The 13811-nt window shown below is 47.5% G+C and carries 10 protein-coding genes; 5 read left to right on the top strand and 5 right to left on the bottom strand.

Annotation, left to right across the window (positions count from 1 at the left end):
* Positions 1–52 precede the first annotated feature (52 nt).
* Together V8Z93_RS01710 and V8Z93_RS01705 are read left to right on the top strand one after the other, a co-directional pair.
* Complete coding sequence (locus V8Z93_RS01710; protein WP_439432212.1) at positions 53–2449, top strand: ABC transporter permease; 2397 nt, start codon at positions 53–55, stop codon at positions 2447–2449.
* Positions 2450–2581: 132 nt separating this feature from the next.
* A complete protein-coding gene (locus tag V8Z93_RS01705; protein ID WP_203039135.1) occupies positions 2582–3262 on the top strand; it encodes an ABC transporter ATP-binding protein in 681 nt (226 codons plus the stop codon).
* A gap of 36 nt (positions 3263–3298) precedes the next feature.
* On the opposite strand, the gene V8Z93_RS01700 is transcribed toward V8Z93_RS01705, so the two are convergent.
* From V8Z93_RS01700 to V8Z93_RS01680, 5 genes are all read right to left on the bottom strand, one after another.
* Entirely contained in the window at positions 3299–4090 is a 792-nt protein-coding gene (locus V8Z93_RS01700; protein WP_439432211.1) for a Fic family protein, read from the bottom strand.
* Between the two features lie 78 nt (positions 4091–4168).
* Positions 4169–5308, bottom strand: a complete 1140-nt coding sequence (locus V8Z93_RS01695; RefSeq protein ID WP_439432210.1) for a sensor histidine kinase — start codon at positions 5306–5308, stop codon at positions 4169–4171.
* Complete coding sequence (locus V8Z93_RS01690) at positions 5298–6659, bottom strand: sigma-54-dependent transcriptional regulator (RefSeq protein WP_439432209.1); 1362 nt, start codon at positions 6657–6659, stop codon at positions 5298–5300. Before V8Z93_RS01690 ends, V8Z93_RS01695 begins: the two co-directional genes overlap by 11 nt.
* 177 nt (positions 6660–6836) lie before the next feature.
* Complete coding sequence (locus V8Z93_RS01685) at positions 6837–9101, bottom strand: TonB-dependent receptor (protein WP_439432208.1); 2265 nt, start codon at positions 9099–9101, stop codon at positions 6837–6839.
* Positions 9102–9140: 39 nt separating this feature from the next.
* The gene (locus V8Z93_RS01680; RefSeq protein ID WP_439432207.1) at positions 9141–9506 is read right to left on the bottom strand and encodes a hypothetical protein; all 366 of its coding nucleotides are present in this window, start codon (positions 9504–9506) and stop codon (positions 9141–9143) included.
* A gap of 303 nt (positions 9507–9809) precedes the next feature.
* On the opposite strand from V8Z93_RS01680, the gene V8Z93_RS01675 reads away from it, so the two are divergent.
* Genes V8Z93_RS01675 through V8Z93_RS01665 form a run of 3 tightly spaced genes read left to right on the top strand, consistent with a single transcriptional unit; the run spans position 9810 to position 13799 of the window.
* Positions 9810–12251, top strand: coding sequence for a TonB-dependent receptor family protein (locus V8Z93_RS01675; protein WP_439432206.1), 2442 nt, complete (start codon positions 9810–9812; stop codon positions 12249–12251).
* Positions 12190–12732, top strand: coding sequence for an RNA polymerase sigma-70 factor (locus tag V8Z93_RS01670; RefSeq protein ID WP_439432205.1), 543 nt, complete (start codon positions 12190–12192; stop codon positions 12730–12732). The genes V8Z93_RS01675 and V8Z93_RS01670 overlap by 62 nt, the downstream gene beginning before the upstream one ends.
* An 11-nt stretch (positions 12733–12743) precedes the next feature.
* A complete protein-coding gene (locus V8Z93_RS01665; protein WP_439432204.1) occupies positions 12744–13799 on the top strand; it encodes a FecR family protein in 1056 nt (351 codons plus the stop codon).
* The last annotated feature ends 12 nt before the right edge of the window (positions 13800–13811 follow it).

Raw genomic sequence — 13811 nt, 5'->3', positions numbered from 1 at the left:
AGTAGTGATTAGTGATAAATTGGGCTAACACCCTTGAAACAGGATATTTGATATGAATCATATTATTAACGCATTCAAGAATCTGCCTCGAAGAGGTCAGCACAACTTCGTGAAGATCTTGTGTCTGGCGCTCGGATTGGCAATCAGTTCGGTAATTATTGCCGAGATTTATTTCGAGCAGACTTACGATACGTATTTCCCAGGATGGGAAAGGACGTATCAGATTTCAGAAGTGGGAACGATGCCGGGAGACGATGGCAATAAGTCTTTCAATTTCGCCCAAACCTCAGGAGCTACAGCTCCGGGCATCAAACAGTATGCTCCATTTGTGGAGGCTGCTACACGACTTGTTTTTATTGGAGATTTCCAATGTAATATGGAAGACCAAAATGCAATCTCTTGTAAAATAGCATTGGCGGATAGCTGTTTTTTTGATGTCTTTCCCCAAAAGGTAACGATTGGCAAGGCAAAAGAAGTCCTTTCTCGTCCATTCTATTGCATGATAGACTCAGAGACAGCGGCGAAGATGGGCGGCAATGTCGTGGGTAAGCATTTCACGATGGCAAGTTATCCTGGACATACCTTTACTATCGGAGGTGTATTTGAGAGTTTCCCATGGGGATCCTCTTGGCATTCTCTTCAAGTGTTGGTGTCATTGGGTAGTATCGGGGATATGTTTGGTTATGATGGAAGGCAGCAATGGACTGGAAATGATTGTTATCAGTCTTTTATCCGATTGTCAAAAGGGCATAAGCCAAGTGAACTTCATCCATATATCAACAAGATGAAGCAAGACCACTTCCCGTTGAAAGAATGGAAGAAAGCGGGTATTTCATTAGATTACGACTTTACCGTTCTCAGCGAAATGTACACGCAAAGCCCTTACATCAAGAAGATGGGATGGATCATGGGTATCATCGCTTTTGTATTGCTTTTCACTTCCGTGATGAATTACCTGCTCATCATCGTGGGTAATCTCGTAACGCGTTCTCGTGAGATGGCTGTGCGTAAATGTTATGGAGCGGAACCCAAGAACATCCATGCCATTGTCTTCTCCGAGGCGTTGGTACATGTTGGCTTGTCGATTATTCTTGCAGCTATTTTAGTATTTCTCAGCAAGGGAACGGTAGAGAATTTCCTTTCAGCCCCAGTTAGTGTCTTGGTGCTCAATCGAGGTTGCTGGATATTGGTAGCAATTTGTCTCTTAGTGCTTTTAGTGGGTGGGTGGATGCCTGGTTGGCTTTACTGCAAGATACCTGTAGCGATTGCTTTCAGGGGGTATAGTGAGAACCGTAAGAAATGGAAGCTCATCTTGCTGGGTGTTCAGTTTATCATTTCGGGGCTATTGTTCAGCTTGCTCTTTGTGGTCAATAATCAATATAATATGATGGTAAACTTGAATCCTGGTTACAAGTATGATAAGGTGGCATTCGTTTTTGTAGAAGGACTAGAGAAAGACCAACGAGCGCAATGTCTATCGGAAATTAAGCGAATGCCTGATGTCAATATGGTGGCATCTTGCTATAGTGTTCCTTTGCAAAGTTATAGCTTTAATGGTAATAATCTTTCTTTGCCTGGCGACAAGCGTACTATCCAAATCATTCATGATGCAGGTGGAGTGGATGACAATTACTTCAAGATGATGGACGTTGAGTTTGTAGAAGGATCTTTCTTCACAGAGCGTAATGATAGTTCTCGACAAATTATCATTGACGAGAACTTGGCTAACAAGCTCGTAAAACTTGGACATTGGAAAGATGGAGCCGTAGGTAAGAGGGTTTGGGTATCTTCTCATTGTGATGAGGATGAAACGATGACGATTTGTGGCGTGGTCAAGAATGTGAGGTATGGAACGATTAGCACGTCGAATGCTGATACGAACGCTACTCCTTTTGTCTATTTCTATGGTCGGGCTAATCGGTGTATGCTCGTCAAGTTTAATGACTTGACGGAAAAGAGTCTCTCTGACTTAAAGAACGAGGTGCAGTCGCTGTATCCGAATAATGAAGTGACCGTTTATGATTATGAATCCGAGTTCAAGGCACAGTATGCTTCCCAGCTCAATTTCCGCAACGGAATCCTGGTTGCCGGCATCATCACGATGATCATCGCCCTCTTCGGATTGGTGGGTTATACGAGTGATGAGGTGAACCGCCGCCGCAAGGAGATTGCAATCAGAAAGGTGAACGGAGCGAAGGTGAAGGATATTCTTCGCATCTTCCTGAAGGACATTATGAAGATTGCCTTGCCTTGCATCATCGTGGGAGATTTGGGGGCTTGGCTGATAGCCAGACAATGGCTCATGTCGTTCAGCGAGAAGATTACGATGACGCCTTTGCTGTTTATCGGCGTTACCATCATCTTGCTCGTCATCATTGGGCTTTCCGTCATCATCAACTGCTACAAGGTGGCGAATAGTAATCCGGTGAAGTATCTCAAGGATGAATAAAATAATCGGGAGTTAAGGAGTTAAGGAGTCAAGGAGTTAAGACAATAGTCTTTTTCCCTATATTCCTAACTTTTTGCAAGATAAGCATTTCTTTAACTCTTTAATTTCTTTCACTTCAAAAATAACAATAAAATGATAAAAATAGAGAATCTTTGCAAGTCATTCCGCACAGAAGATGTGGAGACGATTGCTTTAAATAACGTATCTTTCACAGTAGAAGACGGCGAGTTTGTTGCTATCATGGGACCATCCGGTTGCGGCAAATCCACCTTGCTCAACATCCTCGGTTTGCTCGACAACCCTACATCGGGAAAATATTTCCTGGGTAATCACGAGGTGGCAAACCTGAAGGAGAAGGAGCGTACGGATGTGAGAAAGGGAGAAATCGGTTTTGTGTTCCAGAGCTTCAACCTGATAGATGAATTGAATGTAGAGGAGAACATCGAGCTTCCTCTTACCTACCTCAACATTCCGAAGGCGGAGCGCAAGGCAAAGGTGCAGGCGATTATGAAGCGAATGGCCATCAGCCATCGTGCCAAGCACTTCCCTCACCAGCTTTCGGGTGGTCAGCAACAGCGAGTAGCCATTGCCCGTGCCGTGGTCTTTGGTCCGAAGCTCATCCTTGCCGATGAGCCTACGGGTAACCTCGATTCCAAGAATGGTGCCGAGGTGATGCATCTGCTTACTGAGCTGAACCACGAGGGCACCACCATCGTCATGGTGACGCATAATGAGCATGATGCCAAGATAGCCCATCGCACCATCCGCTTGTTTGATGGACAGATTGTGGAGGCAGAGGGCAATCAGCTTTAGTGCTTCTGTTTCTTTTGAGGGGTACCCTATGCTTTGTTAGAAGAGGAATGTCATAAATCGCTTGGTGTTAGCCTCTTTCTGCTTCAGCTCTTCCTCCATCCTCTGTATTGCCATCTTGAAAAAGAAGCGGACGAGGTGCTCGTCGGTTGCTTCTGTGCGAATCATACGAAGGGCAGAAATATATTCCTGGCGAGCTTCGGATGGGATGATGAGAAGAGGTTGATTCAATCTTAAGAGAATGTAGTTGCTGATGAGTCGTCCTGTTCTTCCATTCCCATCACGGAAGGGATGGAGATATTCGTAGAAACCATGGAAGCGAGCGGCAAGAATCATGGGATGAACGGCTGCTGAAACAATGGCTTTTTCTGTTGATTCCAACAGCTTGGGAACTCTGGCGATGAGTTCTTCGTGGTCGCCAAATACCGTATCGCCTGCAGCCATGTCCGTGGTGGTGTATTCGCCCGGAATAGCTTCTGGGGAACGATAGGAAAGCGTATGGCTGGTAACCCGCCTGTTGATTTCTTTCAGAAGATTCTCGTCGAGTGGATGCTGCGTGTTTTGCATCATGTACTCGAAGGCTTCGAAGTGATCAAGCATTTCGAAAGCCTCGAAGAGAGTCTTTCCGGCAGGAATCATCCCCAGGCCTTTCTCCTTCAGTTCCCGGGTATCATCTACGGAGAATGAGTTGCCTTCAATGGCGCACGAATGGGTAGAGAAGAGTACTTCGTTATATTTGATGTACTCTTCTCTATCCATTTTATTGATGATAAGGGTTTGATATTTGCGTCTCAAATCCTCGTATTCCTTGATTTCCTTTTCGAATGCCATAATCTTCTGTATTTGTGGGGACAAAGATACGATTTTTATGGATAAGCACCAAACTTTTCTAGTAAAAATGTGTTTATGTTATGGGATGATGATGCGGAAGGTGGTGATTCCCTGTGCCTTGTCCTGATGGAGCGAGAGGCTGCCACCGCTTACTCGCATAATCTGGCGGGAGAGGGAGAGACCGATTCCGCTTCCTTCCGGCTTCGTGGTGAAGAACGGGATGAAAATGTGGGAGGCTACATCTTCGGGGATGAGACCGGCGTTGTTGCTCACGTCGATGATGATGGATTCCTGGGCATTGGCGTAGGCTTGGAGACGGATAAATGATAATTTTTCCTTTTCCCTGAAAGCTTCTACGGCATTCTTCAGAAGGTTCGTTACCACGTGAGAGAGGAGGCTTTCGTCGGCGTAAACCAGCAAATCCTTGGGAGTAACAGAAATCTCTACTTCGTGGTTGCAGAGCATCGCCATTCTTTCTAGGAATGGTTCCACATAGAAGAGAGCAGGCTGAGGCTGGGGAACATGGGTGAAGCGGCGATAGTTATTGACGAAAGCCAACAGTTCTGTTCCTGTTTTGTGGATGGTTTCCAAGCCTTGCTTCAAGTCTTTATCCTCTGTAACTCGGGTAAGCAGAGTTTCGCTCAACGAAGTAACCGGCGTGATGGTATTCATGATTTCATGGGTCAGCACACGAATCAGTTTGATCCAAGAATCCACCTCCTGATTGCTCAGCTCGTGGCTCACGTCGCTCAGGGCGATGATGCGCACGTGCTTGTCTTTCAGCATGGCTTGCGTCTCATGCTTTGCCAAGTGTTCATCCTTCAGTTTCCCTTTTACCTGGTTCATGTGGGTAAGCACATCCGTATCGAGCAACCGGAGGGCAGCCTGGTTGTGTTGCAGGATGTTGTCGTGGCCATCCACCACCAGGATGCCCGTATCCACCGCATTCAGAATCTGCTCATAATATTTCTCCCGATCCATCTGCTCCTCTCTCGTATGTTGTAGGAAGAGCTTGATTCGGTTGAGGGATTGATGCAGAATCTTATCCTCCTTAAACCTCTTCTCCGTAGGAAAACTGAAGGAGAAATCCCCATTATCTATCGCATCAAAAAGGAAGGTTACCTTCTTGATGTTGCGGCGATAGTGGCGGTAGAGGCGAATGTAACCTACTACAGCCACGAGCAAAAGCACGATAATTATAATTAGTTTATAATCCATATCGCTTAATCTTATTATAAAGCGTTTGGCGGGAAATACCTAACCTTGCAGCTACTACCGACAGGTTTCCTTCACATTCCCTGATGGTTTTCTCTATCATTCGGCTCTCCATCTCGTCGAGCGTCTGAACCTCTTCCAGGGGCTTCTCTTTTCTCTGCTGGTTCCCGCCGTCAATATCTTCGGCAGAAATCATTCCGCCGTCAGATAGAATCACGGCTTTCTCGATGGCGTGCTGAAGTTCACGGATGTTGCCATACCATGGCAAACTGGTAAGTTTTTTCTCAGCTTCTTCCGAAAGACGGAGATTCTTATTATATAAATCACCATATTGACGAAGGAATCTTTCTGCCAATGGAACGATGTCTGATTTTCTCTGTCTCAGGGCAGGCAATTCCAAATGGATGGTGTTGATGCGATAGAGCAGATCCTCTCTGAATTCGCCATCGTTTACCATCTGCTGCAGATTGCGGTTGGTGGCGCAAACCAGTCGCACGTTGATGGGAATCTGCGTACTTCCGCCCACTCTTACGATGCTTCTGCGTTGCAGGGCGGTAAGGAGTTTTGCCTGAAGGCTGTAGGATAAGTTTCCTATCTCATCCAGGAAGATGGTGCTGCCGTCGGCAAGCTCAAACTTGCCCGGTTTATCCACCTTGGCATCGGTAAAAGCGCCCTTCACATGACCGAAGAGTTCGCTCTCGAAAAGGGTTTCCGTAATGGCTCCCATATCCACAGGCAACATCTTTTTCCCACATCTTGTGGATAAACGGTGTATTTCGTTGGCTAATACCTCTTTACCCGTTCCGTTTTCGCCCGTAATGAGGATGTTTGCATCGGTTGCGGCAACTTTTTCCACAATGCTTCTCAAATTGTTCATAACTTCGCTATCTCCCCAAAACATAGCATTTTGTGCATCTTTTCCACAAAGTTTTCCACCTTTTTTGCCAATAGCGTTATCCACAGCCTTATTCTTATCCCTAGCCTCTATCAGCGTGCGGATCATCTTCTCGTTTTCAAAAGGCTTCACGATGAAGTCGGCGGCACCTTCCTTGATGCCTGTTACGGCAAGTTGGATGTCGGCATAGGCGGTAAAGAGCACCACCTCGGTTTTCGGGCTGAGGCTCTTGATTTCTCTGAGCCAGTACAGTCCCTCGTTTCCCGAATTGATTCCGCTGGAGAAGTTCATGTCGAGCAGCACCACGTCGGGATGCTCCTCTCTCAGCTTGGCTGGGATGGAGTTAGGGTTGGCGATGGTGATGATGCCATCGAATATGGGTTCCAGCAGCATCCTTACCGTAGTAAGAATGTTGCGGTTGTCATCAACAATCAATATCGTTCCTTGTTTCTTAATCATGGTTGCAAAGTTACGAAATATCATCGAAAAGCGGTCATTATTGTCTAATTATTAGACGAAAAAATGCCGATAGTGGCGCCAAAAGTTACTTTTTCTGTAGTTTTGGGCACCCTATCGGCATTTATTTATTCCAAATTCTGATTCCTGATGAGGAATTGCTTATTCTAAAAGGGGGAATTACAGTTCTATCGGAACCACTACTTTGATACTGAAGTTGCGCCCCATGTTGTAAACGCCTCTTCTGCCCGTAACCGTGTTTTCCGCCAGATACTTCAGACGGCTCAGGTGGTTCTGGTAAGCACGGTTGGTAATATTCTCGCCCGAAAGATAGAGCGAGAGAAGGCGCTTGCCGTGAAGCTTCACGTCGGTACCGGCATACATATTTAATAAGGTGTAGGATGGCGTGGCGGTCTCCGTATCGTTGGCTGCGAAATAATGGCTCTGGCGAAGATTGCAATCCATCTGCAGCTTGACGAAGAGATGGTCGAAAGTCCTGCCGTTGCAGACAAACTCATATCTTACATCCGAAATCCAACGGGGAGCTGGGGTGAATGGCAGATACTTAGATTCGGATGGCTGATGCAATTGCACGGAGTTGACATACGAGAAAGTGTTGCCGAAGTGCAGACGCTCTACTGGATGGATGTCGATGCTCGCCTCACCACCCAGAATGCGGGCGTCGCCCGAAGTAAACTGATAGGCAGGCGTGTCGTCGATGAGGATAGGCTGATTGTTCTCATCTGCCAACTTCTCGCTATAGATGTAATGGTTAATGCGATTGGCAAACAGCGAGAGTTCTGCCGAAATAATAGACGAAGAATAGTCCAAACCGAGGTCGAATTGCCAGCTGTTCTCAGGCTTCAGACCGGTATTTCCCAATTCGTATCGCTGGGTTCCCTCGTGCACACCATTCGATGATAATTCGCTGATGTTTGGAGCACGGAATCCTCTTGCCAGGTTCAGCTTCAGATTGAAATCAGGCAGGATTTCGTAAGCCAAGCCGATGCTTCCGGTTACTCCCTCAAAGCTTCGCTTAAAGGCCTGGAAGCGGAAAGAATCATTCAATTCAGAACCATTTGATTCAGAACCATTCAAGACAAATCCATTCCAATCTGAACTATGCGAATCTGTATCATCTTCTTCTCTTAAAGCTTCGCTGTGCAGGTGGCGATGATCGTATCTGATTCCGCCGCTCAGATTCAGCTTGCCTATTTTCTTGCTCACCGTGGCAAACACGCCATAATCGAAGAGATGATAGGCTGGAATCAGAAATTCAGAACCTTTATTAATCGACTGCTGCCACATGCCGTTGATGCCTGTAGAGAACTTCCATCCATTCATTTCCGGCGAGAGATAATGCAGGTCGTAATTCATGGTATGGAGCATGAAGTCGAGTCCGCATTCCTTCGGATTCTCTTCCTCCTCAAACTCCTGACGGCGGTTCTGCTGATAACCCAGGAGGAACTTCAGATTGCCGTCGCCCAGAAACCAGGAATTATCAAGTACAGCCTTGTAATGATGAATCTGCTGATAAGGCATCGGTTTGCCGTAACTCTTGGCATTGTAGCCATCGGGAACTTCCAGTTCGCCCGTTTTCTCATCTCTTTCTCCCTCTACGATGCCCGGAGTGAGATGATAATAATCGAGTGTGAGATGCGAATGTCCCTGGCGATAATTCCAGCCGAGGAGCTGCGAAAGGGCCTGTTCTCGGAGTGAAGAACCGAAGACGTAACCATCGTATTTGTTCTTGTAGGCATGCGCCATTTTTCCACTATATCGGGTATTCCAGACAAAGCCGCCCTGGTTGCCGGCAAAGTTGAGCGAATAATCAAAAAGTCCGTTATTGGTTTGGTAACCTGTAGAGAAATTCGCTCTCATGTCGCCCTTTGCAAGGGTAGGAGCGGAATGGAAGATAAGGACGCCAGCCATCGCATCCGAGCCATACATAAGACTTGCAGGACCTTTCAGGATCTCTACGGAATGAACCGAAGCCGGGTCGATTTCTATTCCGTGTTCATCGCCCCATTGCTGTCCTTCCTGTCTGACTCCATCATTCACTACGACCACACGGTTAAATCCCAATCCACGTATCACGGGTTTGGAGATTCCGCTTCCCGTGGTAATCTGCGAAACGCCTGGCTGATGAGCGATGGCGTCGATGATGTTGGTAGAAGGCTGCATTTCGAGTTGGCGGGCAGAAACGAAAGAGATGGGTGCAGGCGACTGCTTGAGTTTCTGGCTGCCAGTCAATCCCGTAACCACCACTTCGTTCAGTTTTACGCTCGATTCCGTCAGAGGCTGGTGCTTGATGGAATCGCTGGTTTCCATACCATGAATGCTTGACTTTTCCTTGTTATTATCTGCTCCGTTTATAGCCATAGCAGGGGCTGTTGCCGACGAGCATAGGCTCATCAGCAATATTGATTTCAATATTATTCTCATTATGTTATTTATTACCTTATTATGTTAATTTTCAATTATTTATAAAAACTGATAATAAGGTGGAGCACGGGTAGTTTTTACCCCCTTCGCCCTGCACAGGCAAGGAGAGCAGAAGGCACGGCGAGGGGAGAGATGGAGCACGGTGATGGCAACCCATACCACGAGGGATGGAGCCAGATAAGATGTGCTTTGCAATTGGCAGAGCACACAGTCGTGCATGGTATTCTGCAGGGCTATCAGATGGCCGTCGTGATGAACATGATGGGCGCAATCTGCACAATAGAAATCTGCATGAGTTCCCTGCGCTTCACCATGATGGTGAAACGTAACGGCAAGCAGCATCGGCAGGTAAACCAATAGCAGCAGCCAGGAAATTCTGATTCTCTTATGCGTGATCCTCTGCATTTAGCAATATTTATTTTCTGCAATTATCTATAGTCTTCTGATTTTTCTGTTTGCAAAGTTAATCATTTCTTCCTAAAATGCTGCATTTCCCAATTATTTTTGTATTTTTGCAACAAAATTTTTAAAATAAGCGTACCCGATTCCAGGGGGATGTTGTATTATGGACAAAGTAGAATCATAAAAACAAGAAAAATGATGAAAAGAACGACTTCCCTTATACTGTGTCTTGTCTTGAGCATTTCCCTATTTGCTCAAAGCAGAGGTGTGACCTTTCAGGTGCATAACGAAACGCTTACTTCCGTGTTGAAGAAGATTGAAAAGGCGGGCGAGAAGAATATCCTCTTTGCCTATCAGGCTACCGACCAATATCGCGTTACTGCCAATATCCAGGCTAAACGACAGAAGGAAGCCCTGGAGATGGTGTTGCAAGGGAAACCTTTCTCCTTCGTAGAGCACAACACCTATTTCGCCGTTCAATACACGGGCAAGACAACCCGGGTGGAACAGATCAAGGGCTGGGTGGTGGATGAGCACCAGCAACCTCTGCCTTTTGCCAACGTGGTGTTGATTTCCTCCGTCAGCAAGGCTTATGTTGCCGGTTGCGTAACGGCGGAGGATGGAAGTTTCGTGCTTCCCTATGCCGATAAGGATGTGATGCTGAAGGTTTCGTTTGTGGGCTATAAGTCACAGACCTTGGCCTGCAAGCCTACCATGCACATCGGTCTGCATCCCGACACCCAGCAGCTGAAGGCGGTAACCATCAAGAGTACCCGCCCCAATGTGGTGTATAAGGACGGAGCCTTCTCTACCCTGGTATCAGGTACCATCCTGGGCGAACTGGGCTCCGCAGAAGATATGATCAGCCAGTTGCCCTTTGTCTCGGGCGAAGTGGGCAGTTGGGAAATCATCGGTCGTGGAGCGCCCGAGATTTATCTCAACGGCAGGAAACTGGAGAATCTGAACGAACTCAAGCGATTGAGCGCCAAGGATATTCTGAAGGCAGAAATCGTTACCGTTCCCGGAGCGCAGTATGGCTCCAAGACCAATGCCGTAATCCGTCTGCGTGCCGTTCGCAAGCGCGGACAGGGCTTGAGCGGAAGCCTTTATTCTGAATATTCCCAGGGCCGTTATTCGCCTCATACTTATGATGATGTGCAGTTGAACTATCGCACGGGCGGACTCGATATCTTCGGCGAAGTGGGAGTGGGATTGAATCGCTCGCACACCACCGCCCATTCCGAAACCCAGCTCCATACCACCAGCGACTGGGATTTCAACAGCCGCAGAACCACGAATACCAATGGTGGAGAGATTCTTATGAACGCAGGATTCAACTATGAGATTTCCGAACAGCAATCGCTGGGTATGCGCTATGAAACAACCAATATGATAGGCAACAACTATACCCACAGCTGGGGAGCTACCGATGTGTGGGAGGATGGCAAACTGACGGAAAGCATGGGCGTAGATTTGTTTTCGAAAAGCAAGCCCCATTGGTCGCATAGTGTGAATGCCTATTATAATGGCGATTTCGGCAAATGGAACATCAACTTCAATGGCGACTTCTATAACAAGGTGAGCCAGAGGTCCCAGACGGCGATAAACGATGGACAGCTGGATGCGGAATCAGAGAGCAAGGTGAGGAGTAATCTCTATGCTGCCAAGCTGGTGGTGTCGGGACCTTTGTGGAAGGGTAGGCTTTCCTTCGGAACGGAAGAGATGTTTACCAACCGCCGCAACGACTTCACCCAGAGCGGCTTTTCTGCCGATGCCTTCAACCACATCCGCCAGTCTATCTATGCCGGATTCCTGCAGTATTATCTGAACATAGGGCGCATGAATTATGGTGCCGGTTTGCGATACGAATATCAGAAGACCGATTATTACGAGAAAGATGTGCTGCAGGCGGAACAGAGTCCCAGCTACAGAGATTGGATTCCCTTCCTATCCATCGGCTACAGCAAGGAGAATCTGAATCTTTCCTTCTCCTATCGTCTGAACAAGTACAGTCCTATCTACTCCATGCTTCAGAGCAGCATCGACTACGACAGCAAGTACGAGTACAAGTCCGGTGACCCTCATCTCAAGCCTCAGAAGCAGCACAGCTTCAATCTCTCGGGCAATTATAAGTGGCTGTCATTCATGGCCTACTACAATTATGTGCTCGACATGTACATGACCTGGTACAAGCCTTACGACGAGGTGAACCATCCTAGTGTGCTTTTGCAGACGATGGCCACGGTGCCCCATTCCTGCTATTATGGAGCCAACATCCGTGTGGCGCCTTCGTTTGGAATCTGGTATCCTGACCTCACGGCGAGTGTCTTCTACAATCATCAGAATGTAGATCATCTCAATATTCCCGAGTTTGGCAGCCAGCCTCAGTTTACATTCAGCATGAACAACAATCTGAGGCTTCCCCACCGGTGGTTCATGAATCTTTCGGGCAACATCAGCACGAGGGCGGAGATGGGAATCGGAATAAAGAAATGTATGGGCAACATGCAGTTCCGGGTTTCCAAGAATTTCATGAAGAATGATGCCCTCAAGGTGATGTTTGTATTGCGAGACCTCTTGCATACAGGATATTATTATTTCGAGGCAAACGGCACGCAGTCGCATCGCACGTTTACCCGATATGCAGATAATCAGAAAGTTGCCATCAATGTGAGATACACATTCAATGCAACGAGAAATAAATATAAAGGTAGTGGCGCAGGACAGAGCGAAAAACAACGACTTTAAGCAGCTATTCCTGGAAATGTATCCTCGGCTGGTGCGTTATGCCGTGTCCCTTTTGGGAGACGGCAACGAGGCCCGTGACATTGTGGGAGATGTTTTCGAGAAGGCGTGGAACCAATTCTCCTCCTTGCAGATGGAAACAAGGAGGAGCTGGCTCTACGCATCGGTGAGAAATGCCTGCCTCAACTGGCTCAAGCACCAGCAGGTGGAGCAGACCAACGTGGAGGCGCTGATAGAGGCCACTCGGTATGATATGAGTACCCGGTATGAGGAGCACGAGCGCCTGCTGCAACAGGCGGAGCAGATAGCGAGGGAGCTGAAGGAACCCACCTGCACGATACTCCGCCTCTGCTATTTCGAACATCTCACCTATCAGCAGGCAGCCGACAGGCTGGGCATCAGTCCCAACACCGTGAAGAAGCATATTTCCAAGGCACTCGCCATCTTGCGCAAGCGAATGAAGCATACAAACATAGAGAATTAGGAGGAAAAATCATGAATAAGAATCAAGATCAAGAACTGGATTATAGAATGGATTCTGTATCAGAGAATATTTCTGAGAATGTTTTTGAGAAAGCTTCAGAAAATGTTTCTGATACCCGGCTTTCCCAGATATTCGGGGAAGCCCTGGGCGATGAGCCTTCGAAGGAAGAAACGCTGGCGGCTTGGGAAGCTTTCGAGAAGAAGCATATTTCTTCAGAGAAGGAACATCTTTCTTTTGAGAAGGAATCTATAGTGAAGAATGAAAAGAAGGTTTCTAAAGCCCGAATCCTGACTTGGATTACGGCATCTGTAGCAGTAGCGGCAAGCCTCTTCCTTTTTATTTTCCGTTCATCCCAGGAGATTTCTCAGCCTACGGAGTTCTCCATGGAGCTTTTCTCGGAGGTCACTTCTCCCAAGCAGGTGGAGCAGACCCTGAGCGATGGCTATTGCGTGGTTTCTACCCCAGCGGCAACCACCACATTGGTAACGCTGAACGATGGCACCAAGGTGATGCTCAACGCCAATTCTACGCTCGAATATCCTGTATCTTTCGATGATGCAGAAGTCCGGGAAGTCCGTCTGAAGGGCGAGGCTCATTTCGAAGTAACCAAGAATCCTCATCGGCCTTTCGTGGTAAAGGCAGGAGAGATGCAGACGCAGGTGTTAGGCACCATATTCGACGTGAAAGCCTATCGCAAGGATGCCCCAAAGGTAACCCTGATGCAGGGCAAGGTGAAGGTGAGCAATGCCGATACGGAAGTGGAAATGCGCCCAGGTCAGACCGCCACGCTCCAGGCGGATAAGATAGTAGTATCTAAGGCTTCCTCTTCAGCCTCCGACTGGCTGGAAGGCGATTTCGATATGGATCAGGTTACGCTGGCAGAGGCGATGAGCGACATCGGAGCCTGGTACAACAAGACCGTAGTCTTCCAGTCTCAGGCGAATATGGGTAAGCTCATCCACTTCCGCTTCTCCCGCAGGGCAAGTCTGCAGGAAATCATCACGGCGCTGAACGAGATGGGGGTGGCAAGAATCAGAATGGAAAGAGGCAAGATCATGGTGCTTTGAGCCATGGTCTTG

Source organism: Segatella copri (assembly GCF_051861805.1).
GTDB classification, from domain to species: domain Bacteria; phylum Bacteroidota; class Bacteroidia; order Bacteroidales; family Bacteroidaceae; genus Prevotella; species Prevotella copri_M.
The sequence above is the reverse complement of the archived record's forward strand: the minus strand, read 5'-3'. Positions and strand labels throughout refer to the sequence as shown.